General features: G+C 66.3%; 23 protein-coding genes and 1 pseudogene. 12 read left to right on the forward strand and 12 right to left on the reverse strand.

Annotation, left to right across the window (positions count from 1 at the left end; all coding sequences use genetic code 11):
- Positions 1-52 precede the first annotated feature (52 nt).
- The 6 genes from EL272_RS12685 to EL272_RS12710 all read left to right on the forward strand — a co-directional run bounded on the left by EL272_RS12685 (position 53) and on the right by EL272_RS12710 (position 6,026).
- Positions 53-817, forward strand: coding sequence for a nucleoside phosphorylase (locus EL272_RS12685; RefSeq protein WP_061788162.1), 765 nt, complete (start codon positions 53-55; stop codon positions 815-817).
- Positions 818-944: 127 nt separating this feature from the next.
- Positions 945-1,490 carry a hypothetical protein gene (locus tag EL272_RS12690; protein ID WP_211097991.1) on the forward strand — a complete coding sequence of 182 codons (546 nt, stop codon included), beginning with the start codon at positions 945-947 and terminating at the stop codon, positions 1,488-1,490.
- Positions 1,491-1,576: 86 nt separating this feature from the next.
- Positions 1,577-2,176 (forward strand): hypothetical protein, encoded by a 600-nt coding sequence (locus EL272_RS12695; RefSeq protein WP_123824081.1) that lies wholly within the window; start codon positions 1,577-1,579, stop codon positions 2,174-2,176.
- Between the two features lie 309 nt (positions 2,177-2,485).
- Positions 2,486-3,253, forward strand: a complete 768-nt coding sequence (locus tag EL272_RS12700; RefSeq protein WP_061788199.1) for a hypothetical protein — start codon at positions 2,486-2,488, stop codon at positions 3,251-3,253.
- 913 nt (positions 3,254-4,166) lie between these two features.
- Complete coding sequence (ilvA, locus tag EL272_RS12705; protein ID WP_061788165.1) at positions 4,167-5,435, forward strand: threonine ammonia-lyase IlvA; 1,269 nt, start codon at positions 4,167-4,169, stop codon at positions 5,433-5,435.
- A 243-nt stretch (positions 5,436-5,678) separates the two neighbouring features.
- Positions 5,679-6,026 (forward strand): DUF2185 domain-containing protein, encoded by a 348-nt coding sequence (locus EL272_RS12710; protein ID WP_061788166.1) that lies wholly within the window; start codon positions 5,679-5,681, stop codon positions 6,024-6,026.
- A gap of 50 nt (positions 6,027-6,076) precedes the next feature.
- Here the strand turns inward: EL272_RS12710 and EL272_RS12715 are convergent, their stop codons facing one another.
- From EL272_RS12715 to EL272_RS12725, 3 genes are all read right to left on the reverse strand, one after another.
- Entirely contained in the window at positions 6,077-7,114 is a 1,038-nt protein-coding gene (locus tag EL272_RS12715; protein ID WP_061788167.1) for a 4-hydroxy-3-methylbut-2-enyl diphosphate reductase, read from the reverse strand.
- A gap of 55 nt (positions 7,115-7,169) precedes the next feature.
- Positions 7,170-7,979 carry a YwiC-like family protein gene (locus tag EL272_RS12720; protein WP_061788168.1) on the reverse strand — a complete coding sequence of 270 codons (810 nt, stop codon included), beginning with the start codon at positions 7,977-7,979 and terminating at the stop codon, positions 7,170-7,172.
- A gap of 93 nt (positions 7,980-8,072) precedes the next feature.
- Complete coding sequence (locus EL272_RS12725; protein ID WP_073970111.1) at positions 8,073-8,459, reverse strand: hypothetical protein; 387 nt, start codon at positions 8,457-8,459, stop codon at positions 8,073-8,075.
- A gap of 52 nt (positions 8,460-8,511) precedes the next feature.
- Between EL272_RS12725 and xseA the strand changes: the two genes are divergently transcribed.
- The 4 genes from xseA (at position 8,512) to EL272_RS12745 (ending at position 11,984) form a co-directional block, all read left to right on the forward strand.
- Positions 8,512-9,729, forward strand: coding sequence for an exodeoxyribonuclease VII large subunit (xseA, locus tag EL272_RS12730; protein WP_061788170.1), 1,218 nt, complete (start codon positions 8,512-8,514; stop codon positions 9,727-9,729).
- Positions 9,726-9,929, forward strand: a complete 204-nt coding sequence (locus EL272_RS12735) for an exodeoxyribonuclease VII small subunit (protein ID WP_061788171.1) — start codon at positions 9,726-9,728, stop codon at positions 9,927-9,929. Before xseA ends, EL272_RS12735 begins: the two co-directional genes overlap by 4 nt.
- 505 nt (positions 9,930-10,434) lie before the next feature.
- A complete protein-coding gene (locus EL272_RS12740) occupies positions 10,435-11,076 on the forward strand; it encodes a hypothetical protein (protein WP_126409466.1) in 642 nt (213 codons plus the stop codon).
- On the forward strand, positions 11,073-11,984 hold the full coding sequence (locus EL272_RS12745) for a hypothetical protein (protein ID WP_061788174.1): 912 nt from the start codon (positions 11,073-11,075) through the stop codon (positions 11,982-11,984). Before EL272_RS12740 ends, EL272_RS12745 begins: the two co-directional genes overlap by 4 nt.
- Before the next feature lie 11 nt (positions 11,985-11,995).
- On the opposite strand, the gene EL272_RS12750 is transcribed toward EL272_RS12745, so the two are convergent.
- The 3 genes from EL272_RS12750 to EL272_RS12760 are packed head-to-tail and all read right to left on the reverse strand — an operon-like array spanning position 11,996 to position 15,337.
- Complete coding sequence (locus EL272_RS12750; RefSeq protein ID WP_061788175.1) at positions 11,996-12,796, reverse strand: isoprenyl transferase; 801 nt, start codon at positions 12,794-12,796, stop codon at positions 11,996-11,998.
- A 58-nt stretch (positions 12,797-12,854) separates the two neighbouring features.
- Positions 12,855-14,498: an alpha/beta hydrolase gene (locus EL272_RS12755; protein ID WP_061788176.1), complete on the reverse strand. Its 1,644-nt coding sequence runs from the start codon at positions 14,496-14,498 to the stop codon at positions 12,855-12,857.
- Entirely contained in the window at positions 14,498-15,337 is an 840-nt protein-coding gene (locus tag EL272_RS12760) for a PSP1 domain-containing protein (RefSeq protein WP_061788177.1), read from the reverse strand. Before EL272_RS12760 ends, EL272_RS12755 begins: the two co-directional genes overlap by 1 nt.
- Positions 15,338-15,576: 239 nt before the next feature.
- Between EL272_RS12760 and EL272_RS15525 the strand changes: the two genes are divergently transcribed.
- Both EL272_RS15525 and EL272_RS15820 read left to right on the forward strand, forming a co-directional pair.
- Positions 15,577-16,200, forward strand: coding sequence for a hypothetical protein (locus tag EL272_RS15525; RefSeq protein WP_073970105.1), 624 nt, complete (start codon positions 15,577-15,579; stop codon positions 16,198-16,200).
- A 359-nt stretch (positions 16,201-16,559) separates the two neighbouring features.
- Positions 16,560-17,114 carry a hypothetical protein gene (locus EL272_RS15820; RefSeq protein ID WP_061788179.1) on the forward strand — a complete coding sequence of 185 codons (555 nt, stop codon included), beginning with the start codon at positions 16,560-16,562 and terminating at the stop codon, positions 17,112-17,114.
- Between the two features lie 286 nt (positions 17,115-17,400).
- Here the strand turns inward: EL272_RS15820 and EL272_RS12770 are convergent, their stop codons facing one another.
- The 6 genes and pseudogenes from EL272_RS12770 to EL272_RS16100 form a co-directional block, all read right to left on the reverse strand.
- Positions 17,401-18,966, reverse strand: a complete 1,566-nt coding sequence (locus EL272_RS12770) for a DoxX family protein (RefSeq protein WP_061788180.1) — start codon at positions 18,964-18,966, stop codon at positions 17,401-17,403.
- 98 nt (positions 18,967-19,064) lie between these two features.
- Positions 19,065-20,210: a DNA polymerase III subunit delta' gene (locus tag EL272_RS12775; RefSeq protein WP_061788181.1), complete on the reverse strand. Its 1,146-nt coding sequence runs from the start codon at positions 20,208-20,210 to the stop codon at positions 19,065-19,067.
- Between the two features lie 560 nt (positions 20,211-20,770).
- The gene (gene tmk / locus EL272_RS12780; protein ID WP_061788182.1) at positions 20,771-21,400 is read right to left on the reverse strand and encodes a dTMP kinase; all 630 of its coding nucleotides are present in this window, start codon (positions 21,398-21,400) and stop codon (positions 20,771-20,773) included.
- Positions 21,397-22,719 (reverse strand): CYTH domain-containing protein, encoded by a 1,323-nt coding sequence (locus EL272_RS12785; RefSeq protein WP_061788183.1) that lies wholly within the window; start codon positions 22,717-22,719, stop codon positions 21,397-21,399. The genes tmk and EL272_RS12785 overlap by 4 nt, the downstream gene beginning before the upstream one ends.
- Before the next feature lie 472 nt (positions 22,720-23,191).
- A complete protein-coding gene (locus EL272_RS12790) occupies positions 23,192-25,198 on the reverse strand; it encodes an NAD(P)H-binding protein (RefSeq protein WP_061788184.1) in 2,007 nt (668 codons plus the stop codon).
- A gap of 64 nt (positions 25,199-25,262) precedes the next feature.
- Positions 25,263-25,477 (reverse strand): annotated as a pseudogene (locus EL272_RS16100) (transposase); the annotation flags it as partial.
- Between the last annotated feature and the right edge of the window lie 246 nt (positions 25,478-25,723).

Raw genomic sequence — 25,723 nt, forward strand, 5'->3', positions numbered from 1 at the left:
TTTGGGTCGAACTTGCCCGCCGTCGCTGCTACTCGCGTGGGATGATCAACCCATGCTGATGCCCGGTGCTTTTCCAATCCTCGACTTCGATGATGACCCCGACGACCTCATTTCGCCGATGATGTTCGCCGATGTGCAGGCCGAGGGGCCTGGCGTCGCCGTGTTGGCGTTCCTGTCCGAGAAGACGATCGAGACCACCGAGGGCTGGGAGGTGCGGCGGGTTGGGACCGTGCCGTTCGTCACCGTCGAGTACCCGATTTACGAGGCGACGCGCAGCGGGCAGGCAGTGCGGGTCGTGCCGATGCCGATCGGCGCGGCTGCCGCGGCTCTGGTGACCGAGCGGATGATTCGTTCCGGGGCCGATTCGCTGGTCGCCGTCGGTTCCTGCGGGGCGCTCCGGAAACTACCGGAGGGGGAGTTCGTCGTCCCCAGCCGAGCACTGCGAGACGAGGGCACGTCGTACCACTATCTGAAGGCCGGGGCGTGGGTCGAGACCGACGAGGCGCTGCGAGCCACCGTCGCGAAGGTGGCGCGATCAGCGGGCTTCGGAGCGCAGGTCGCTCCGGTGTGGACCACCGACGGTTTCTTCCGTGAGACCCGTGCCCTGGTGGAGCAGCGCAAGTCGCAGGGCTGCGTCGCCGTCGAGATGGAATGCGCCGCGATGGCGGCGATCGCAAAGGTCCGCGGAGTGCGCTTCGCCCAACTGCTGTTCACCGCCGACACCCTCGCCGACAACGACTACGACCTTCGCGGCTTCGGCGTCGACTCGCACCATGTCGCCCTGTCCCTGGCTCTAGAAGCGGCAGCCGGCTGCTGAGCCCACGTCGGCGCCGACCCTCTTGGCCCTCGACGGTCGTCTGCCGGGATTTGCTCCGCCCAAGCGGGATACCGTCGAACCGTCATCTCGCCTGGGCTGGTTCGCTCCCTTTCGGGCAGCGACGGGCTTGAGTGCGGGCGGGCTGGTCGACGGCGGTGCCTGCTGGGGGCTGCCGGTTGGTGTGAAGGTACCGGAACTGGTCGCTGACATCCGTGCCGGCTCACGCCGTCCCAACACGAGTCGGGCGTCGCAGGAATACTTACAGGCCTTGGATCGGCGTCGATCGACGATCGTGATTGGGATTGCGATTTCACCGCTGTCCTCTATTTGGTATAGCGGCTCCAGCAGTTCCTTTCACACTGCACGACCGACGATCGAACCGAACGAGGTAATCACGATCGCTACCGGCGGTTCGGCGCGGATCACGGTGGATTCCCCCGTGATTCCCGCGCAGGTTTTTGTACGTGAGTTCACGGGCTATGACGCTGAAGGGATTCCTTCTGATGAGCGGCCAACGATCGAGTGCGTGACGGAAGGGCGGACTTGCGCCTTGGATTCAGATGGGGAGTCAGTGACGGCCGCAGTGGAGCTTGATAGCGCTACCGTGTTTGTGACGGTAGAGGTCTATTACCACATCGATTCGCTGGATGCGGAGTACCATATGACATCGTGACCTATGGTTTCAGGGTATGAGGGTGTGTGCTGGGAGGTGCGATTGTGCGGGTAAGTGACCTGGTGGGCGAGGGGCACGAGCGTGCGGTGCGAGTCCTGCTGCCGGTTCGCGGGACTCGTGACCAGTGGCATGCCTGGGCCGATATCGTCCCGGGCGCGGTGATTGACGGCGCCACGACGTGGGAACAGATCAGCGACGGCGCGCCCGCGCTGGTGCAACCTCCGTATGGGTCCCTGTCGGAGCAGACGTCCGAGGCGCTCGTCGCTGCTCTCACCAGGGACGGGGAGAGGGAGTGCGACTTCATCCACTGGGCCGGCTACGCCGAGGATGACATCCTGCCGCGCGAAGACGTGGTTGTGCCCGCATGGGCGCTGCCTCTCGTCCGGAGGCTGTCGGTGGACCCAAAGAAGTCCATCCGACAGGGCGTGCCGCTGGATATCGTCGTGATCCGCGAGCCGCTGTCCTGGCTTGCCCGCGAGCTCCCTTTGCACACACAGCAGTGCCCGATGCTGATCCTGCCCCACGACCGCAGCTTTGTCACGGCATGCCCGATCTACCACGACTCGGTGTACATCGGGTGCACGCGGGAGTTGGGGGACTCCCTCCTGGCGGCTGACCTCGACAGCTACCCGATCTCGCTCGACAGCGTGATCCGAGGGACCATCGACTGGCAGCCCCAGACCTAGGCAGCACCGAGAGGAGTTGAGAAAGACCGTCCGCCCAACGGAATTACCTACCCAGGAAGACGATCGCGACCAACCTGCTGGACCACTCCAGGAGGCTCAATCAGAAACCCGTGCTCGTTCGGCATGACGCCTGCTTAAAAACGTTTCCCTACGGGAACCAGAGTTCAGATCCCCTTGCCCAGGGTTGAACGCTCACCGGTATCTGTGCTCGCTACCTAGGCAGTGACGGGGGTTCTATTCCGCTGCACCGCAGCATGGAGCGCCTCTTGAACGATGCAGAAACGCAGGCGCGACCGGAGGAGGATCGACATGTTTGAGCCACTGCTGGCGACACTCGACACGATCCGACTGCGCTCGGGAACCCTCGCTCCAGGACCGATCGTCAGAGAAACCAGCGCCGATGGATCGGAAATCAGGATCGTCTACAGCGCGTGTCCCGAGTCCACACTGCCGGACATCATCCGCCGCGAGATCTCTTCGGCGCACAAGAGGAGCGCACAGTTCGAATGGAAGCTCTACGGCCATGACCGGCCCACGCGACTCCATATGACGCTGCTGGAAGCAGGGCTGATCCCTGGGGACCGGGAGACGGTTTTGGCTCTCGACCTCCGCCAGCTCCCGGAAGCCGTGAGAGCTGGGATGGAAGTGACTTTGCCAGCGGTTCGAGCCAGCGTTGCCCAACTCGCCGACTACGCACAGATCTCCCGGGAGAGTGGCCGCAGCGGAGTCGACACCGAGCGGAGCCAACTCGCCGCTGCCATGACCGACGACCCCGACCGCCTCCAAGTTCACATCGTCTATGTAGACGGCTCGCCCGTCTCAGCCGGCCGCCTTCTCTTGGACCGGTCATCCGCGGCGGCAGAGCTGGCCGGGGGCCGCACCATCCCCGCGCATCGACGGCGCGGACACTTCACCACGACAGTGCTCAGCCGCATAGCGGCTGCCATCGAGGCGGGGGCCGAGACCCTTTGGGTGGACGCGCTGCCAACCTCGGCACCGGTTCTGACCAAGCTGGGCTTCATCCCAGTGACCTGGACCCAACCCTATGTGGCAGACAGTGCCGCAGACTTGGAGTGATCGCCCACGTTCGCCCGCCTGCATGTGAACCTAACCTCGATGCGGTACCGTCCGTTCACGCTCCTTCCGGTGTCCAGGACGATCACCCGCTTCGGCTCGATCGTCACTTCGACGACCATCCTGCTGCACGTCGCTCACCTGACAGAGTTGCCCTTTGCAACCGGCAGCGTTGCGGCCGTCCAACTGCTCCCCCTTCTGGCGCTGGGTCTCTACGGTGGACACCGGCTGATCGCTTTGACCGGCGCAGGCCAGCCCTCATTTCTGAGACCGCACCGATGTTGGTAGCAACCCTCCTGTGCGGCACGTCCATGCTCCAACAGCCGTCGATGACTGTGCTGCATGTCCTGGTCGCAGCTTCCAGTGCGCTGGCGTCAGTCCAGCGGGCCGCCTTGGTCATCGGCGGGGGCCTGGCCATCACGTTAACCTGTCTGATCGCTGTGCTCACCCCGTCGTTGCGGACTGTGAACGTGAAGTTAGACGAAACCGAAGCCGACATTTCCTGAGTGTCTGCCGAGCCCCCGCCCCGCTTGGCCCAGTGGATCAGGAAGCCACGTCAGCCCGGAACCCGCCGCTCTTACCACCGCCTGAAACAACACCACTCGAAGGGACTCGACCCATCCAAACGTCAAACCGTCACCCATGTCCCGAGACATCACGGTGAGCGCCAGCGAGCCGGTCGCCTCGAAACCACAGTGCCCTTGTCCGGGAACTGGGGTCGGGTCCGCCACTCAACCGCCGGATGGTTTCGACACGGGCCGCTCGTCCCTCACGGCCCGGCTCAACCAGCTCCAAGGAAGAGTGCCCGCGACCCGGCTCAACCAGCTTCAAGGATTGAATAGCTCAACCAGCTTCTGGGAGGGGCGCGCCCCCGTGAAGAGTGCGGATTTTGTTTCCGGCTAGCACAATTGGGCCCGTGACTGTGCTTTCCGACCTGGCTGCCCTCATTCCCGACGCCCGCGACCGGCTGAAAGGAGTGGCCCGCATCACCCCCGTCGAACTGAACCAGCGACTCACGGAGGACACCGGATCCGAGGTGTGGTTGAAACGCGAGGATCTCCAGCCCGTGCGTTCCTACAAGCTGCGGGGCGCCTACAACCTGATCTCGCAGCTCCCTCCCGAGGCGCGGGACGCCGGTGTGGTGTGCGCGTCGGCCGGCAACCACGGGCAGGGGGTCGCGTTCGCGGCGGCGACGCTGGGTATCGGCGCGGTCGTCTACGTGCCCACCACCACGCCCCGGCAGAAACGCGATCGCATCCAGGCGTTGGGACGCGGTCACGTCGAGCTCGTGATGGAGGGCGCCACCTACGACCAGGCCTCCCGGGCCGCGGCTCGGTTCGCGGAGAGCAACGGCCGCATTCTCGTGCCCGCCTTCAACGACCCGCGCACCGCCGCAGGGCAGGGCACCGCCATCGCGGAGGCCGTCGAACAGCTCGGGTTCGTGCCGGACGTCGTGATCCTGCCCGTCGGTGGCGGGGGTTTGATGTCGGGTGCCGCGGCCTGGTTGCGCACCCACCACCCGCAGGTGCGGATCATCGGGGTGGAACCGGACGGGGCGCCGTGCGTGGCGGCCGCGATCTCCGCGGGTCGACCGTTCCCGCTGAACAACATCGACACCTTCGTCGACGGTGCCGCGGTCAGCCTAGTGGGCGACTACACCTTCGACGTCATCAACGAGGCGAAGATCGAACTGATCCGCATCCCTGAGGGGCAGGTGTGCTCCGAGATGCTCGCCATGTACCAGACCGACGGCATCATCGCCGAACCCGCCGGGGCCCTCGCGGCCGCCGCCCTGCCCACCGGCGGGGTGGGTTCGCGCGTCCACGTCCCCGCCGGGTCGCGGGTGCTGAGCATCGTCTCGGGCGGCAACAACGACGTCGCCCGCTACGCCGATGTCGTGGAGCGGTCGCTGCTGCACGAGGGTCGCAAGCACTACTTCCTGGTCAACTTCCCGCAGCAGCCGGGCGCGTTGCGGCGTTTCCTCGACGAGGTGCTCGGCCCCGACGACGACATCACCTACTTCGAGTACGTGAAACGCTCCAGCCGGGAGGTCGGCCCGGCCCTGGTCGGCGTCGAACTCAGCAACCCCGGGGACTACCGCTTCCTCCTGGCCCGCATCACCGAATGCGGCATGGAGGTCAACGAGGTCGATTCCACCAGCCCCTATTTCCGTTTCCTGGTGTAGAGGCTGATTGCGGCAGCAACCGGCTGGGGTGGCCTGCGCTAAGCAGACAAACCAAACCCCACGGGCGCGAACATCGACAGAGTTTTCTTGCGGAAAACGGAGTTAGGCTGGACACACAGCAGGCCATCACCGAGCAAGAACGCGACGCCCGCCGCAACAGCTGACACAGGACAACCGCACATCATCAGAACCGGAGAACACCCGGCAACCCAGCTTTCGCCACCCGATTGGAGGAGCACGTCCGTGAGCACGCAGAAGTTCACCGAGTTCATCAAGGATTCCGGAGGCTGCCTGGTCTCCCGCAACATCATCGACGGCAGGGGCCACATCAAATGGGTCCGACGGGAAAGGTCCGCCAACCCCGTCGACACCGGGTGGCGGATCCTGTCCGACATCGACACCGACGATTTCCTGAACGAACCGGGCAACCTCATCGTTGCCAGCTTCAATTCCATCGCCAACCTCGAGCCCGCCCTGATCGGCATCTACAACCTACCCGTGGGCGCCGATCTCCAGCTCGTCGTCCAGGACGGCCGCCGCCGCTGGCACGACAACACCACCGGCCAGGACATCACCGACCAGCTCCTGTAGAAACACCCGGAGCGCAACCCCGTCGCAGGTCGGCCCGGCGCCCGGGAAGGTCAATCGGCGCCCACGTCAAGGGGTTCGTGTTTCTTCGCCGCCTCGTCACCTCGCCGGCCGGGGTGGCGGCGGGATCGTCGCTGATCTTCCCCGCCCAGATCGCGGCGCAGCTCCGGGGGCAGGGCGAAGGTCAGGTTCTCCTCGATGAGGCGTTCCTCGTCGGCCTTCGGGAAGCCCCGTTCCCTCAGCAGCGCCAGCGCCCCCTGCACCAGTTCGTCGGGCACGGAGGCCCCCGAGGTGAGTCCGATGGTGGAGACGCCGTCGAGCCATTCGTCCTGGATCTCGTGGGGGTAGTCGATGCGTTCGGAGCGTTTCGCCCCGGCCTCGAGCGCTACCTCCACCAGGCGCATCGAGTTCGACGAGTTCCGCGACCCGACCACGATCATCAGGTCGCAGTGGGGTGCGATCTGCTTGACCGCCTGCTGCCGGTTCTGGGTGGCGTAGCAGATGTCGTCGGTGGGTGGGCTCACCAGCAGCGGGAACTTCTGCCGCAGCCGGGTGACGGTCTCCATGGTCTCGTCGACGCTGAGGGTGGTCTGCGACAACCAGACGAGAGGTTTGTCGGTGGGCAGGTCGAGGCGGTCGACGTCGTCGGGGCTCTCCAGGAGGGTGGTGCGGTCCGGGGCCTCCCCCATGGTGCCCTCCACCTCCTCGTGCCCGGCGTGCCCGATCAGGAGGATGTCGGTGTCCTTGGCGGCAAACCGTTTCGCCTCGCGGTGCACCTTCGTCACGAGCGGGCAGGTGGCGTCGATTGTGCGCAGCTCGCGGCGGACCGCCTCCTCACGGACGGCCGGGGAGACACCGTGCGCGGAGAACACCACCAGGGCGTCGGCGGGCACCTCGTCCAGTTCGTCGACGAAGATCGCGCCCCGTTTCTCGAGGGTCGAGACGACGTGTTTGTTGTGCACGATCTGTTTGCGCACGTAGATGGGCGGGCCGTAGGTCTCGAGGGCCTTCTCCACGGTGGTGACGGCACGGTCCACGCCCGCGCAGTATCCGCGTGGCGCAGCGACGATGACCCGCTTGCTGGTGCTCATGCGGGCCAGTGTACGGGGCGCACACCGCCCTTCGGCGTTTCCGGCCGGCCGCCGATCAGGCGATCAACACCCCGGGAATCAGGATCGCCAGCAGCGCCGCGGTGGCGATCATCTCCGTGTAGCCGAGCTGTTTGGTGGTCACCTTGCGACCCTTCATCACCCCCAGCGAGGGCACCAGCCACGCCCGCAGCGTGCAGGCGACGAAGAACGCCACCAGCCACCAGCGGGGCAGGTGGAAGTCGACGACGGCGAACAGCACCGCACAGGCCGCGTGCCAGGTGACGGAGTAGACGATGTAGCTCGCCCGGCCGCGTTCCCGCACGTTGGTCTTGACGTAGAACACGGTGCCGAAGAAGTAACCGAAGCAGGCCAGCGACAACCCCGCCAGCACCGGCAGGCCACCGAGGTTGAGCGGCCCCTCCGAGCCGAGCACCAAGGGCAGTCCCGCGGCGGCCAGTACCGTCACGAAACCCGACGGCAGCGATCTTTCGCGGCGTTTCCACGCCAGCCACAACCCGATCCCGGTCAGCGGCCCGAACACCAGCGCCCACGCCCACCACGCGGGTTTCAGCGCCAGCAGCAGGATGCCGAGGACGACGGTGATCGCGCCGTAGGTGATCACGGCGCGGCGATACCTGGGTTTGAAGTTCGACTTCAGCCACGTCGCCGTGGCGAAGAAGGCGAAGTAGCCGATCACCCACACCGGGGCCAGCAACGCCAGCGGCCACGAGAACCGTCCGGCCCCGATGGCCCAGATCAACCCCATGACGTAGGGCATGACCAACATCGCCCAGGCCCCGTGATGGTTCGGCACCCAGCCCTGCGAGTGTCCCCCGGGTTTCCGGGTTCCCTTCCTGCTGCTCACGGCATCGATACTAAGCGGCCATGTCAGCGGTGTTTTCCGGGGACGGGAGTCGCGATGTGACCGGGGAATCGCCCGCCACCCGGTGGCCGGACGTCAGCGCGACGAGGGGTCGTTGAGCTTGAAATTTCCCAGGGCGGCGGCGAAATTGATGCCGACGATCCCCGCCCACACCAATATCCCCATGAGAGGCCCGCCGAATATCAATGCGATGGCTGTCAGTGGGATGGCCAGAACCATCGAGGTGATCGCCAGCCCCATCGGACTGTAGGAACGGTTGTGGCGCTGCGAACGGGCCTGCTGGGCCGGTATGAAGGTCTGCGACATGCCCGGTCCCGGGCTCATTGCCTGCTGACGCCTGATTTCAGCAACCACCTTCTCCGCGAATGATTCGACGAGGGCCGGTTCCATCTCCGGGCCCAAGTCCCTGCGGGCCGCCAGTGCGGCCTCGAATTCGGATTTGTCAAGAGGTTGCTGGCTCATGTTCCAAGCGTAGTCCGGGTATTCGCCGGGGCGCATGGGTAGGCTCCCTGACATGGCCCTGACCAGTTCTCCCGAGCATCCGCAGCCCTTGGCGCGAGTCGTCGGTGCCGTCGCGGACTGGGTGGGCAGGCTCGGCGAGATCTGGGTGGAGGCGCAGGTAATCGAGATCAAACGCCGCGCAGCACCCACCCAGTTCCTCACCCTGAGGGATCGGTTCGCTGATGTCTCCTGTTCGGTGACGACCACGGCCTTCGTGTTGGATTCGGCGGGCCCGCTGCCGGAGGGGTCGCAGGTACGGGTGCGCCTGAAACCGCGGGTGTGGGAACCCACCTCGTCGCTCAGCTTCGAATGCCTGGAGCTGCGGGTGGCGGGGGTCGGCAGGTTGCTGGCCGAGTTGGACGCGCGGCGCCGCAAACTCCAGGCCGAGGGCCTGTTCGATCCCCACCGCAAACGCCCGCTGCCGTTGCTGCCCCGCCGCATCGGGTTGATCACCGGCAAGGATTCCGACGCCGAACGCGACGTGCTGCGCAACGTGACCCGTCGCTGGCCGGCGCGTTTCACCGTCGCGCATTCACTGGTTCAGGGGCCGAACGCCGCCGCGTCGGTGATGCAGGCCCTCCAGGATCTCGACGAGGACCCGGAGGTCGACGTCATCGTCATCGCCCGCGGCGGTGGGGCCCTGGAGGACCTGCTGCCGTTCTCCGACGAGGGCCTGGTGCGGGCGGTTTCCGCTTGCCGCACCCCGGTGGTCTCCGCCATCGGACACGAGTCCGACACCCCGTTGCTGGATTTCGTCGCCGACCTGCGGGCCTCCACCCCCACCGACGCGGCCTCCCGTATCGTCCCGGAGTTCACGGCAGAACAGGACCTCGTCGCCCTGGCCCGCACCAGGCTCAGGCAGGCCATCGAGGCACGGATCGGGCAGGCGGGGCAGGAACTCGCGGAGCTGCGCCGCCGCCCCGTCCTCGCCAGCCCTGCCGCCGCCCTGGAGGGGCACCGCGACCGCCTCGCCCTGCTGCGTCACCGGCTCCGCACCGCCATCGACCAGCAGCTCACCAGCAGAAGAACCGAACTGGTCTCCCACCTTTCGGCGGTCAGGGCCCTGTCCCCCGCGGCCACCCTGCAACGCGGCTACGCCCTACTGGTCGACGGCGACCGCACCGTCTCCAGCATCGCCGACGCCCCCGTCGGAGGCACGTTGACGGCCCATCTGGCCGACGGCGAACTCACCCTCACAACGCAGGCCAGTCACCCTAAGGAGTCCCGATGACCAAATCCAAGAAGTTGTCCTACGAGGAGGCCCGCGACGAACTGGCCAAGACCGTCGCCACACTGGAGTCGGGTGGGACGACGTTGGCGGAGTCGATGGCGCTGTGGAAACGCGGCGAGGAACTGGCCGCCATCTGCCAGGCCCATCTGGACGAGGCGAAGGCCGCCGTCGAGAAGCAGACCGCCGACAGTGAGTTGTGAGACCCCTTTCTGAAGCCGGTTGAGCCGGGACATCCCCTTCTCCGAAGCTGGTTGAGCCGGGCCGCGAGGAACGAGCGACCCGTGTCGAAACCACCCCACACCCGGTAGACAGAACCCAACCCCAAGACCCCGGACACCCGCAAGAGGTTTCGACACGACCCACTCGCAGAGCTCGCAGGTCGGCTCAACCAGCGTGTGGTGATGAAAGCTGGTTGAGCCAGCACGTGAGCGCCAGCGAACGGCTGAGTCGAAACCACCCCACACCCGGCAGCCAGAACCCGACCCCAAGACCCCGGACACCCTCGCCTGGTTTCGACACGACCCACTCGCAGAGCTCGCAGGTCAGCTCAACCAGCTTCGGGAAGAAGCAGGCCGGATCAACCAGCTTCGGGAAGAAGCAGCCCGGCTCAACCAGCTTCGAGAAAGACAAAGCTGGATCAGTCGGCCTGCGGATCCGGCTTGGAGCTTGCATCGATTCTTGGTGTGTTCCGCGACAATGGGCTGCGTGGATTTCTTCGGATGGTTGACGACCATCTGGGACGTGGCTTCGCTCCGGGTGGTCGAGGACCCCTCCCTGGGGTTGCCCGGCCTGCCCACCGCCGGGCTCATCGCGCTGGTGGCGGGGGTCTCCACCCTGCTCGGGCACTGCGCCGTGCTGTTCATCAACCGCGTCAGGGGCGTTCGGTTCCTGGCGATGCTGGTGGTCGGCGGGATCTTCCTCACCCTGCTGTACACCGTCCAGGCGCTGATCCTGTGGGTCGTGGCGGGTCCCGTCACCCAGCGCGGCATGCACCTCACCGATCTGCTGGCGGTGACGCTGTCCTCCACCGCTCCCCTGGCCTACGGATTCCTGGTGTTCATTCCCCACCTCGGTTTGCTGATCGGCCGTATCCTGCAGGGCTGGAGCGCAATCTGCCTGTGGCTTCTGGTGACGGCGGCGATGGAAACCAGCTGGTGGCAGGCCCTGATCGCCACCGGCCTGGCCTGGGGAATCATGCAGCTCGCCTCGCGGCTGCTCGGGCGTCCCATCGGATACCTAACCGGTCGCGTCTGGACCCTGGTGACGGGCCGCCCGGCAATCCTGGGCCCGCGGGACGTGTTGGCTGGGGCGCCGTTCATCCCCGTCGAGGCGAAGGCGATCCCGTGATCCGGCCGATGATTCTCGCGCTGCTGGAGATGACGCTGCTTGTGATCCTCGTCCTGGCGCTGCTGGCTCCCCTCGAATCCCTCGAATGGTGGGCACGACGCTACCCGACGCCGTCCCTTCCGGCCCCGGAATCCGAACCCGCCACCGGCATCCGGCGGTTCGCGGTGTACCTGTCGGGCATCGCGATGCTCGACGGCAGTTCGATGTCACGCCGCGAGCACGCAGTACTGGAGGAGGTGCGGAAACAACTTCCCGACGTGGTCATCACCGAGGACGTGTTCCCCTACGCCATGGAGAACCGCGGGCTTCCGCAGCGCGCCACCGCCTGGTTGTGGCGTCGCCTGGACTGGGCGCGACGCCGGTTCCCCTGGTCGCCCCTGCCTTTCCTGATCAACCTGCGCAACGTCATGCAGGTGCTGGTTTCCGCCGATCCGCGCTACGGCGGCACCTACAATTTCGGGGTCGCGTGCGTGGTGTGGCGTTCCCTCCTGAACGCGGGCTACGACCCCGACGACCCGGCACCGGTGACGCTGATCGGCTACTCCGGTGGCGCGCAGATCGCCTGTGGGGTGGCCCGTTTCCTGGCCGCCCACGACGTGCGGGTCGACGTCGTCTCCATCGGCGGGGTCTACGCCGACGACCCGGGGCTGGATCACGTCGGTTCGCTGACACACCTGAAAGGCAGCCGCGACCGCACCCAGTCGCTGGGCACCATCGCCTTTCCCGGGCGCTGGTTCACGGCCCCGCTGTCTCCCTACGGCCGCGCCGTCAGGGATGGCCGCATCCACACCGTGAACATGGGCCCCATCCACCACAACGGTTACTTCTCCCGGCACATCACCCTGCCCGACGGAGGCACCCCGAAACAGGAGACCATCGAACAGCTAGTCAAGGCGCTGAGCCGCTGACCCCGCTGCGGCTACCGGCCGAAGCGGCGTTCCCGCTGGGTGTAGTTGCGCAGGGCACGCACGAAATCGACCTTGCGGAAGTCCGGCCACAGGGCCTCGCAGAAGTAGAACTCGCTGTGCGCCGACTGCCAAAGCAGGAAACCGGAGAGCCGCTGCTCCCCCGATGTGCGGATGATCAGGTCCGGGTCCGGTTGGCCCTTCGTGTACAGGTGCTCCGAGATCTCGTCGATCTCGACGGTGGCCGCCACCTCCTCCAGGGTGCGGCCCTGCGCGGCCCGTTCCGCCAGCAGCGACCTGAAGGCGTCGCGCAGCTCGTGTCGGCCGCCGTAGCTGACCGCGACGTTGATGTGCATGCCCTCCACTGCTTCCGTTCTGGCTGCCGACGCCCTGAGGCTGGCGGCCCGCTCCTTCGGGAGCAGGTCGAGATCACCGACCGCCTGCACCCGCCAGCGTCCCGTGTCGGCCAGCTTCACCACCAGTTCGTCGATGACCTCCAGCAGCGGTTCCAGTTCGTCCGCGGCGGACCGGTCGAGGTTGTCGGTGCTCAGCACCCAAAGCGTGATGACGGGAATACCGATGTCGTCGCACCACTCGACGAACTGCTGCAGTTTCGCTGCCCCCGCGCGATACCCCGCGACGAGCGGCTGCCCGGGGGCGTTGAGCCGCGCCCACCGCCGGTTGCCGTCCGCCAGCACCGCCACGTGACGGGGCATGGCGGAGCGATCCAGCCGCTTGATCACCTGGGCCTCGTAGGTGGAGTAGAGCCAGGCTGGAGGCCAGACACGGTCGATGAACCGGCTTATCGCAGACATGCACCAAGGGTAGACCCGGGAGCGGGACTCATCCGCGCGACGTGAGGAAAGTACCTCCTCAGCTGCAGGTCTTGCCGTCCTCAGGAAGGGTGCCGTCCTCGAAATAGGCGGTGACCGTCTCGTCCACGCACGCATTGCCCGAGGTGACGGAACCGTGACCGGGACCGTCGTAAGTGAGCAAATGCCCGGATTCCAGTTGCTTCGCCATGGTGACCGCCTGCTGGTATGGGGTGGCGGAGTCCCCCGTCGCCCCCACAACCAGGATGGGCGCCGCGCCTTTGCCGGTCAGTTTCAGGTTGGGTGCGGAATTGGCGGTCCAGCGTTCGCAGACCAGTTCCGATCCCATGTTGCCGCCGAACACCGGTGCCTTCTCGGCAACCTTCTTCCGTGCTTCCTCGGTGGCCGCGACCCCGGCGTCCGGCTGGTCCACGCACCGGATGGCCGGGAAAGCGTAGGCGACGGTCTCCCACCCGTTTTCGGCGCGACCCGACAGGAGATCGGAGGCCTTGAGGATGACCCTGCCGTCGCCGTTCATCGCCGAATCCAGGAGCTGGGTGAGCCCCGGGTAGGCCTCTTTCCCCGAGTAGAGGAACAAAGCGATGCCGTTTGCGCCCTGGCCCTGCGTCACCTGCCGGTCCCCGACCTTGAGAGGTTTGGCGTCGAGCCCGTGCAGGAAGGAGTTGATGCGGGAGATCACCTCGTCGCGAGAGTTCCCGAGAGAGCAGGAACCCTCACCCGCGCACCAGTCCGCGTAGAGTCCGAGGGCCAGCTCGAAACCCTCGGCCTGGGAAACCTCTCCCTCGTTGGTGATGTCCATGGCGGAGTCCAGCACCAGGTGTCCCGTGCGTTCCGGGAACAGTTCCGCGTACATCGCGCCGATGAAGGTGCCGTAGCTGACGCCCAGGTAGTTGAGTTTCTCCGCTCCCGTCAGGAAACGCAGCAGGTCGAGGTCGCGAACGTTCTCGATGGTGGAGATGTGGTCCAGCAGTTCACCGGAGGCCTCCCGGCATTCCCGGGCGAAGGCTGCCCAGACGTCGTTGAGGGCGGTTTTCTCCGCCTCGTCGTCCGGGGTGCCGTCCGCGAAATAGGCCTTGTCCGTCTGCTCGGTGGTGCCGCACTGCACGTGGGTGGATTCCCCGGAACCGCGCGGGTCCCAGGCGATGATGTCGTATCCTTTCCATTTGTCGCTTCCCAAGTTCGTGGCGAACGTTCCCCCCTCAATGCCGGGGCCGCCGGGGTTGACGAAAAGCGGGCCCTTGGTCGGGTTCTCGGAAGGCGCTTTCGTGACCTTGATGTCCAGTGCCGCCTTGCCGGGGTTGTCCCAGTCCAGCGGCACCTTCATGGTGGCGCACAGGGCGCTGCCGCAGGGCTGCCAGTTCAGGGACTGCTGCCAGTAGGGGGTCAGGTCGTCGCCGAGGGCGGCCGGGAGCTGCACCGAGGGGTTGGACGCCTTGACGTCTAGCTGCCGGTCGGGGTTCTCGACCGGCTCGTGCGGCCACGTCTCGTGTTCGGAGACGGGAACCGCGGGCACCCCGGGTTTCTGATCACCGACGGCGGGAGGGGACTGCACCGATGGCTCGGCCGATGGCGTCCTCGAGGCCTGCCGTCCCGGAGCCAGCATCCCGCTGGCGAAGAACGCCACCACGAGACCGACCGCGACGAAGATCAGCATCCCCTGGACCCAGACAATCCCTCTTCGCATCAACTCTCCTCATCCGGGGTGGCACGGTGCACCACTCGGTTCTTCTTGGCACAAATCTTCATGAGCGGGCATCGTCTCACCCCGTCGGCGGTTCGAACCGCAACCTCCCCCGTCGGCACCACGTGCCCGACCACCCGGCCCGGGCCGTCCGGGGTGGTGACCTGTTCCCCGATCTGCGGCGCCTGCTTCAGGAAGTCCACGTACAGCGGGTGCTCGAACGCCAGGCAGCACAGCAGTTTCCCGCAGATCCCCTGGATCTGGAGGGGGTTGGCCGCCAGGTTCTGGCTGCGAGCCAGCCGCATGGAGACGGGCTCGACCTCGTCGAAGAACAGGGTGCAGCACAGTTCCCGGCCACACATGCCCACACCTCCGGCCAGCCTGGCGGTGTCCCGGGAGGATATCTGCCGAAGGTCAATGCGCGCCCCGACGGCGCGTGCCAGGTCGCCGATCAGGGCGCGGAAGTCCACCCTGCCCGGGGCCGTGAAGTAGATCACCGCCAGCTTGTCGTACTCCTTGGAGGAGTCTATGTAGTCGGTTGCCATCACCTTCATGGGCAGCCCGTGGGCGGCGATCCGCTCGACCGCCACCTCATGGATCCGGCGGCGGTGTTCCCGATTGGTCTCGTCGCGTCTCAGATCCGCCTTTGTGGCGCGCCCCAGGCATCTCGGGAGCGGGGCCTCCAGCGTCGTTTCCTCCGGCGCCCACACCACGCGCGCCACCTCCGCTCCGTCATCGGTGGGGTAGAGCACCCAGTCGCCGACGTGATAGTCGACACCACCCGGGTCGAGGTAGTGCAGACGGCCATACTGCTCGAAGGCTACGGCCATGACTCTGGGCATGACCAACAGAGTAACCGCAGGCACCGACAGCCCGCAGAAGACCCGAGGCCAATCCTCTCCGCACCAACGTTCGCCGGTCCGATTCACCCATCCTCGACGGGCTGCTCGATCCGCGGGCCCTTAACTTTTGGCCAGATTCTTCGCAATGGCCCGCGGGGTCCGGATGTTGGTTCTAGAGTCGTGTGATCCCGGGTTGGAGAAACCTGCCGGGTTTGTGACACCAATGGAGGTGTTGAACAGTGAAACATTGCATCAAAGGAGCCGTCACAGTTGCTGTTGCCGCGGTTTTGTTGCTTTCGTCGTGCGGTGGGCAGCAGCCTCGATCGGGAAGCAGTGGTTCGGAATCCTGGGGGACCGCCCCGCAGCAGCCTCCACGAACCACCACAGCCCAACCGTCGGCCGCATCGTCGCCCTCGGGGCCGCAGCCGTCGGAGACCTTCACCCCAGAACAACTCGAAGCAGCCAATGTGCTGATCGAATACTATCGCATCCGGGATGCAGTACTCAGTGATTTGAATGCCGATCCGCAGTCCTTGATGGATATCACCATTGGCCAGAGCCAGGAAATACAGGCGAATCGTCTTTCCGAGTTTCGCGGGAAAGGCCAGGTGCAGACCGGCACAACGGTTGTTCACATCACGGGTGCTTCGGAGCCGGTTGAGTTTGATGGTGTGCGCTCCGTGGATGTCCAGATGTGCACAGATGTCGGGAAGGTCGATGTGATCGACTCGGCCACCGGCAAGAGCGTGGTGCCGGTGGACCGGCCGCGGTATCTCCAGTGGAATGTGAATGTGGTGAAAACCGAGGCCGGCTGGAAATTCGGGGATGCCACGAACGAAAACGCCCTGAGGTGTCCGGCATGAAACGCCTCATCACCGTCCTCCTTGCCACAGCTTTTCTCTTGGCCGTGGCCGGCGTGTCCCAGCAGTCGGCCCGCGCCGAAGGAAACATCCGCTGCGGACAAAAAGACAGCACTGTCGGAAGTTGTGAAATTGTAGTACGTGCTCCGGGTTCTGGCGGCCAACCGGGTAGGCCTACGCAACCCCGCAACACTGACGGCGGGGGTTCCGGTGGGGGTGGTTCCGAAGAGCCGAGCTGGCCCATAGAAGGCTGCATCCAATACGACCCGCTCTCGGGGTCATGCGTGCGTTTTGCGCCTTCCGGATCACCAGGGGCGGGTTCGGGGGGCACTCCTGAACCCGCCGCCCTCGCAAGGATCGCCATGGAACGCATGGACCTCCACGCCCCCAACATCGGACTATGGCCCCACCCCCTCGAAGAACTACCCAACGGATACAACTACATCGGCTGGAACAACTGGATGTGGATCAAAAACCCCACCCCCAACACCTGGGGACCCATCACCAAAACCGTCACCCAATCCGGACACTCGATCACCGCCACCGCAGCCGTCACCCACCTCACCTGGGAAATGGGCAACGGCGACACCAAAACATGCGACAAAGGCATCGAACACCCCGAACACAACACCCGCAACGAAAAATCCCCCAGCTGCGGCTACATCTACCACCAAACCGGGAACTACACCATCACAGCCACCGCGCACTGGGTGATCGTCTGGACCGGTCTCGGACAACAAGGAACCATCGAAATGGACCTCACCACCCAAGCCCACACCAAAGTGGTCGAGGTATCCGCAGTCAACATCCCCAACAACAAACACGGCACCCCCACCACCCCATCACTACCGGTTCCGACCAGCACCCCCACCAAAGAAGCCCCCTGCCCCACCAACCACAACAAACACGGCTGCTGACAAAGCCCTGACCGCAGCCACCACGGTTTCGCCACGACCAGCTTCACCATTTTCAAGCTGGTTGAGTCAGCACGTGAGCGAAGCGAACGGCTGAGTCGAGACCACCGGCAGCCGAAAAGCAGACCCGGCCCCGAGTCCCCGGACGCCCTCGCGATGGTTTCGACACGACCCGCTTGCTGCGCTCGCGGGTCGGCTCAATCAGCTTTAGGGAAAGGCCTCGCAGGTAGGCTCAACCAGGTTTAGGGAGCGATCTTGCAGGTCGGGCTCAATCGGCGTGCATTCGCTGCTACTGGTCGCGGTCCTCTCTCGCCGCCTCGCGGGAATGCCTGAAGGCGGCATCAATGCCCCAGCCACCGCCGCCGATGCAGATCAGCAACAGACCGACCGCGCCGAGCAGGAGATCACGATCCCCGAGGAAACCGTCGAACCCCGGCAGGAATGGGCTGAACGCACCCCACCGGATGAACGCCAGAGAACAGATCGCCATCACCAGCAGCAGCGCACCAACCACCCGCTGCAGCAGGCCGATCACCAGCAGCAGCGCCATGACCGCCAGCAGGAAACCCCCGATCCACACCAGCATCCGGGGTTCCGGAAGATGGGTTCGGCTCAGGGCCTCGGTGGTGCCCTCGACGTTGGTGAGTCCCTGGTAGGCCAGGACCGTCAGGATGGCGGCGGTGATGAGACGCAGGAAGAACAGGCCGAGGCTCGCGAGGGGCCCGTCGGTGGTGCGTCGTGGTTTCTCCACGAGAGCGCGGGAGGCGTTCCGCGGGGAGGTCGCGACCACCCCGAGCCTTTCGTTGCGGGCAGCACGTTCCGCCTCCAGCTTCTCCCTGCGGCGGCGTTCCTCCTCCTGCTCCGCCACGGGAATCGGCGAGGCGGGCGGGGTCGGATTGGTTTCCTGCGCGGGGGCCTGCATCACTGCGGTCGCCTCGGGTTGCGCATCCGCCGTTCCCGCGGATTCGGGCTCGTTGGTGGCGTCCCCGCGGAACAACCCGGGAGAGACGGCGGTGGTCTCCTGTTGCGTGGCCTGCTGGGGCGTAACCGGCTGTTGCGCGGCGGCTTCGGACGGCTGGGCGGATTGCGCCCTCACGCGTTCGAAACGCTGGGTCGTGGCGGGGTCGTGGTACTGCGGAGCGACCTGTTCCGGGCGGGGCCTCGGGGGCTCCGCGGGTCGCGAGGTGCTCTCCTGCCCGACCTCCCCCTCGAGGCGCTGCTCCAAGGTCGGTTCCGTCCGCTGCGGGTCGGGCTGTTGTTCGTGTTTTTCGGGCACTTCGAGGGGCCATGAGACGGTGTTCCCCATCTGCTGCGGCCTCGTCTCGGGTTGCTGCGGCGAGGTGGGTTCCACGCGCTGCGGGAACGCCTGCTCGGGATGCGGCGCGTCGAGAGGTCGCGCGAAGGTCTCCTCGTCCTCGGGTTCAGTGGGTCCCGGGGCCGAGGTGAACGACGGGGCCGGCCTCGGGTCCGGGTCCCGGGGCTCCGGCATCCTCAGGCCCGACACCACAGTTGGTTCGTCGGCGGCCTCATCCTCCTGGGGGGTGGGTGTAGCCGTAGCCTGGAAGGAGACGTCGGGGGCGTGCGATGCCATGGGATCCGTCTTGGGTTTCTCCTCCCCCGTCCCAGGGGGCGCGGGCTGCTGCGGCGCGCTGGAGAAACCCTGCGACCCAGCAGCGGCCCGGGTGGCCGGGCGCGGCCTGGGATTCGGGGTCTCGACGGGCACCGATTGCTCGGCTACGTGGTCATCCCACTCGGCGGGGTCCAAGGCGGTGCCGTACTCGCTCTGCTCGTCCTCCCAGTCGGCCCCGCGGGGCGTGCTCTGCCGCACCCAGTCGCCTGCGTCATGTGAAGACATGAACCCTCCTGAATCAGTCAACGCTTGAGCCCATATTCTCACCGCACCCGTCTAGCGCGAATGAGGCGCGCCCGGTTTTGAACCTTCCCCGGCCCTTGTCAGCAATGCGAGGCCCGCCCCAGCCCCAGCAGCATCGCCTCGAAGGCCAGCTGGGGTGCCACATTGCCCTCGAGGGCCTTACGGGTCTCCAGCAGGGCGTCGAGTGCGTGCACCGTCTGTTCGGGACGGGTGCGTCCGGCGAAAGCCGTGATCTCGTCGGCGATGTCGGCGTTCACGAACGACACACCGGGGGCGGTCTGGCAGGCCAGGACGTCGCGGTAATAGCCGGTCAGTTCGGTGAGCACCCGGTCCAGGGCGTCGCGCTGGAAACGTTTCGCCCGGGCCTTCTGCTGGTCCTCCAGTTCCTTGATGGCTCCCTGGACCCCACGCGCCTTGACCCGCTTGGTGCCCATGCCCAGCGCCGCCTGGAGCTCCGTCATCTCCCGGGCGTCGAGGTCCGCGGTGAGCTGCCCGGCCTCCTCGGATGCGGAGGCGACCAGGGATTCGGCTGCCGACAGGCAGTCGGTGAGGGTGTTGAGCCGGGCGGGCAGCGACAGGATCTCGTGGCGCCGTTTCCTGGCCTCCTCGTTCAAAGCCAAGGCCCGGGCGCGACCGACGTGTCCCTGGGCAGCGCGGGCACAGTACTGGGCCATCACCTCGTCCACACCGTCGCGGCGGACCAGCAGTTTCGCCACTTCCTCGACCGGCGGGGTGACCAGCCGCAGCTCCCGGCAGCGGGAACGGATGGTGACGATCACGTCGTCGGCGCTGGGCGCGCACAGCAACCACACGGTTTTCGGTGCGGGTTCCTCCAGGGCCTTCAGCAGCGCGTCGGCGCCGCGTTCGGTGACGCGGTCCGCGTCCTCGATCACAACCACCTGCCAGCGGCGGTTCACGGGCGCGACATTGGCCCTGGAAACCAGCTGGCGTATCTCGTCGACGCCGATGCTGAGCTGTTCGGTGCGCAGCAGGGTCACGTCGGGGTGGGCGCCGGACAGCGACGTGCGGCAGTCGTTGCAGCGTCCGCAGCCGCCGTCGTGGCACTGGAGAGCAGCCGCGAACGCACGTGCCGCGTTGGAACGCCCCGACCCGGGCGGCCCGACGAACAACCACGCGTGGGTCATGGCGTGCCTGCCGCCCGCCACCGCACGTCGCAGCGTCTCAACGGCCCTGTCCTGACCCACGAGTTCGTCCCATACGCTCACGTGCTCATCCTGCCATCCCCCACCGACGAGGGACCCATTTCCCAAGCTGGTTGAGCCAGCGCGTGAGCGAAGCGAACGGCTGAGTCGAAACCACCCCGCAACCGCGACCAAAAGCCCACAGACGCGCTCCCCTGGTTTCGACACGCCCCACTCGCTGCCGCTCGCAGGTCGGCTCAACCAACTTCGGAAAAACAAGCCGGTTGAGCCGGGCCGCGAGGAACGAGCAGCCCGAGTCGAAACCACCCGACACCCGAACAACACAACCGACCCCAGACCCCCAGACACCCTCACCACGGTTTCGACACGCCCCACTCGCTGCCGCTCGCAGGTCGGCTCAACCAACTTCGGAAAAACAAGCCGGTTGAGCCGGGCCGCGAGGAACGAGCAGCCCGAGTCGAAACCACCCCACAACCGGTAGCCAGAACCCAACCACAAGCCCACGGACACACCCCCTGGTTTCGACACGACCGGCTCGCTGACGCTCGCAGGTCGGCTCAACCAACTTGGGGATGAGATGGTTTCGACACGGCCTGCTCAACCAGCTTCAGGGTGGGGTTGACTCAATCGAGCAGAGCGAACACCTTCTCCGCGACCTTTTCGGCGATGCTCTCCCGCGACTCGCGGGCGCCCAGCACCAGGTAGCGTTCCGGGTCCTCACCGGCCAGCCGGAGGAAATGTTCGCGGGCGCGACGGTGGAACTCAAGGCCCGCGGCCTCCAGGCGGTCCTGTTGCCGGATGTTCGCGACCGCCTCGGCGGGGTCGATGTCGAGCAGCACAGTCAGGTCGGGCCGCAGCCCGCCCGTCGCCCAGCGTGCCACCTGCTCCACCTCGGTGAGGTCGAGCACCCGACCCGCTCCCTGGTATGCGATCATCGAATCGACGTAACGGTCGCACACCACCACATCGCCCCGGGCCAAGGCGGGGAGGATCACCTCCTCGACGTGCTGGGCCTTGTCGGCCGCGTAGACCAGCGCCTCGGTGCGGGCGGTCAACTCCGGGTGGCCGGGGTCCAGCAGCAGTTTGCGCAGCTTCGCTCCGATCGGGGTGCCGCCCGGTTGCCGCGTCAGGACGGGTTCGATGCGACGGTTCTGGAGCCGGGTGACGAGTTCCACCACCTGGGTGGACTTGCCCACCCCGTCACCGCCCTCGAAGACGACGAACAAACCGGGGGTGGTCTCGGGAATGATCATCTGCGCACCTTAGCCAGTAGTTTGCGGATCTTGACGACCCGCTCGGGCCAGTCGGCGACGAAACCGGCGCGGGCCGCGATCAGCCTCTGGTGGCATCGTTCCGTTTCCCGGCCACGCTCGAAGGCTTCCGCCGGGGTGAGATCCTCCAGGTCCGGGGGCTCGACGTCCGCGGCGCAGTCCCGCAGGTCGCGGGTGACCTGCGTGATGGTCTTCAGCAGTTTGGTTCCCGGTTTGCCGTGCAGCTGCACCGCCACCAGTCCACAGGCGTGCACCTGCTCGGCCGCCGCCAGCGCGGCCCGCCAGTCGGTGCCGGAGGAGTCGGCGGTCAGCGACCGGCAGCGATCGGCCAGGATGTATGCCCCCTGCTGGGCGCGTTTCAGCAGCAGCTTCGCAGCGGGTTCGGCGGAGACGTCGCCGAGCCGCGGCGCCCGCACCGCAGCCACCAGCGACTCCGTCACGTCGAGAGCCGCCTGCCGGGGCGTGGCGGCCTTCTCAACGGCGGATTCCATGGCCTGCCGCCACTCGGGGTCGAGCACGTTCGCCAACCCCCGCACGTGCCCCCGGAACTCCTGGATGGCTTCCGTGACGGCTTCCTCGTCGCGGTACTGCGCCCGGACGAGATCCTGCAGATCGGCGGCGAACAGTCTCGTCACGAACGCCTCCATGGTTGCCTCACGGTTCAGCGGGCCGGGGTTCGGGAAGTCGGTGCCGCCGGTGGCGGGCGGGCCGAGGCGCTGCTGGAGGCTCGGGAACTCGTCGACGGCGGTCGCGGAGACCGCGTCCAGCGCGGCCAGCACGTGCTCCAGCTGGTGTCTGCCGAGCAGTTCGGTGGGGGTGAGGGTGGCTTCCCGGTAGCGGGCCGTCGCCATGCCTCCGCGGCGCACCGTGACCCGTTCGTCGCGGATGCTTCCCAGGGGACCGTCGGGTCCCCGCAGGAGGTACTCGACCCGCTGGCATTCCAGCGCGGCCACCGGCCCGAGCACAGCGCGGCGCACCAGCGGCCGGGTGAGGTCGGCGAACTCCTGGGGCAGCTCGGCGGTGGCGTTGATGGGCACGATCCGTTCGGCGGGCAGGTGGGGCACCCATCCGGACGCGGCCAGGTACCAGTCCCCCACCCCACCGAGCACCCGGTGTGCCAGCACCACTCCGGCGCGCAGCAACCGGTCGTCGGGGGTGTCCAGGATGGTCACGTCGATGCTGTGGCTGGCCGCGCGGCGCTCCATCAACCCGGTGATCCCGATGGCGTCCGACAGCAGGGACGGGGCATCAGCCTGGAAGGGAAGGTCGAAACGCATCACCGCCGGTCGCTCGAAACCCATGGCACCTACCTTCCCACAAGGCCCGGGAAAACCCGAGCGACGCTCAAGAGGACGAACTGGTTGGACCAGAACCCTTCCCCAAGCAGGTTTATCCGGGCCACGAGCACACGTCCGCAGACATCCTCACCATGGTTTCGACACGACCGGCTCGCTGCCGCTCGTGAGGATCGGCTCAACCAGCTTCAGGGAAGGCAAAGCAGGTTGATCCGGCCCGTGAGCCCTTGGGCGAGCTGTCAGACCCCGGTTTTGTGGAGGCTGGTTTACCTGGTTCCGGTGGTTACCAGGTAGGGGTGGTTGTCGTGCTGGGGGTCGGTATCTGGTGGTGTTGTACCAGTTCACCCACTCGGCGGAGGCGACGGCGATGTGGGATAGTTGAGCGATCTTCAGCCGGTTCACGCAATGGCGCGGATCGCGATGCGCTCACACAAAATCGCCCGAAACCACCGCACCAGCATCTGCCCTGCCGCCGCGTTCAACGGTGGCTGGGAAGATGCTGGCCCAGGACGCAGCGCCCTGAGATCGCTATGCACTCTTGAATCGTCGACTTGTCATCCAGGCAACGCAGCATGTGGCCAGCGACATCAGTCCTGGGGATTGGCCATCCCAGCCAGCCACTCTCGTCATCCCGAAGCTCTCGGACCATGCCCGTGGCCCGCTTGTTGGTCAGACCTACCGGCCGGACGATCGTCCAATCCAGTCCGGATTCTTGGACCACTTGTTCCTGGGTGGTGTGGTCGGCGAGGGCCGGGGCGAGCATACGGGTTGCCAGGTGCCGAATGCCGGGGGGCAGCATTCGTGCGGAAGAGCCAGCGCCCAACGAGGACTGCACGATGATCCGGCGCAGGCCTGTCTGCCCGGCGGCCTTGAGGACGGCCTGGGTGATGGCCGTTCGATCACGGCTGTCGTCGCTGCCACCACTGACCGTGACGAAAGCCGCCGTGGCATCTTTCAGCGCCTGGCGCACGATCTCCGGGTCATGGGCATCGCCGGAGATAAGGCGCGCACCGATAGGACCGGCACCGCGACGGGAGAGACACGTGACCTCGAAGCCCCGCTTCAGTGCCAACTCCGCGAGTTCCTTGCCCGTGCCGGACGAGCCGCCGATGACGCTGATTCGACGTCGGGCACCCTCGCGCTGGTGCGCAACGAGGGTCTGAGGTTCCGCGCTGATCGGTTTGTCGGCGCATCTCACCACACCTGTCGCGATCCGGCGCAGAGGCGGGGTCCAGCGATCCCGGAACTGGATCCACGGCCCGATGGCGTCCCGGTAAGGCATCCGGCCTGCATCGGGACCGAAAAGCCGGCTCTCCAGTTCGCCGGACTTCTGGCCAACGAGACCAGCTACCGCCGAGAGAACTCGGAGCCCGACGTTGCTGACGTATCGAACCGGATCCTCGTTGGCGATGTTGTCCTTGAGGTGGCAAGCATACTCCCCGAGTGCCTTCAGGTCGGGAATTCGGCCCTCGTCGTATTCGCGCAGCGGCGTCGGGCTGCCAGAGGCCAGCGCGTCGGCCAGCAGCATCGCGTCCTCCAGACCGGAGTTGACGCCCTCGCCTGTCGGCGGGATGACGGAGTGGGCGGCGTCGCCGAGGAGGACGAGCCACTCGTCGTGGGACACCCGGGGGCAGCGCACAACGGCGCCGCCGAAGGGCACCCTCCCGAAGAAATCCACATAGGCGTCGCGAGTGAGCAGGGGGAGGACGAGCGGGGCGTACTGCCGCAGGTGCCGATGCAGGGCGTTGATGTGGTCCTCCGTGGGCTCCGTCGACAGGAGCAGGGCCTCCGCTGGGTCGCCCTTGATGGCCGTGACCGCAACGCACCACACGCCGTCCGGCAGCGTCGCGGTGTAGATACCTTTGCCCGTGAAGATGTGGTGCCAATTCGGATCCAGTCCGGGAGCCATTGCCCCGGGTGCCGAGAAGAGGACGCGGAACTGGACGCCCCAGTCACTCACCTCCGGGACGAAATCAGCAAGCTGCTCGGCCATGGTCTGACGCGTCTTCGACCAGACCCCGTCACATGCGATGACCAGGCCGTTTCCCACCTCGACCGTGGTGGTTCCTGTGAACTGCAGGGTTCGGGAGGCCAGATCGATGGCCTCCAGCCTGTGACCGGTGCTGAGAGTGATTCGCCGGTCCTGTTGCGCTGCAGCCAGAAGGATGCCCGTGAGCCGGGCTCGAGTGGTGCCGATGATGGTGCCAGACCGCATCGACGCAAGCATCCGACGCCCGGCACGGATCTTGAATCCCTCGACAAGTTCGCCCTGCGCGCGCAACTCCTCAACCAGACGCGAATCGATACGCCGCAACGTCTCCTGACCACGCGGGTTCACCCCGATCGGGTAGCTGTTCGCGTCGGTCAAAGAAATGGCATCCCGCGCCTCGTGGATTGTGACGCGCCGGTCTTGGGCCGCCAGCAGCAACGCTGCGGCCAGACCGACCGGGCCGGCACCGATGATGTGGATATCCGGGTTGGCCATGGGCTGTCCCTACCTTGTTGGAATTCCTTCCCCAACTCCGGACGACATACTACTAGAGGTGCCTGGTAACTCTGGTGGGGTTGAGACAGCGTTGGCGCAGGCTTCGGAGGAACTCGGTCCAGAAGTCGGTCGACTCGCTGTCCCTGACGGGCATGCCGAGGATCTCGCGCCGTCCGAGGGCGGAGACACCGACCGCGATGACGGTGGCCTGGGAGATGGCCGGCCGTGTCGGTGGACGTCGAGGTAGGTGGCGTCGAGGTAGAGGCAGCCGAACCAGCTGCCTGTCCCGTACGCCTCGAGCCACTGCCGTAGCGTGCCCCGCACCACCCCAGATCAGCAGCGATCCCACGGACCGTGGCACCCGGCGGTGGACTCGTACAAGTCCACCGCCTGACGACGGAACTCCTCCGAAATAGTTCTTCCTCGACATGATGAACGATCTTTTCGTTTCCCCAGCCCCCGGCTGGGTTCAGCGTGCCCAAAGAACGGGGTCAGGCTCCGTGCATGGCAGGATAACCAACCACC

It is taken from the genome of Arachnia propionica, from assembly GCF_900637725.1.
GTDB classification, from domain to species: domain Bacteria; phylum Actinomycetota; class Actinomycetes; order Propionibacteriales; family Propionibacteriaceae; genus Arachnia; species Arachnia propionica.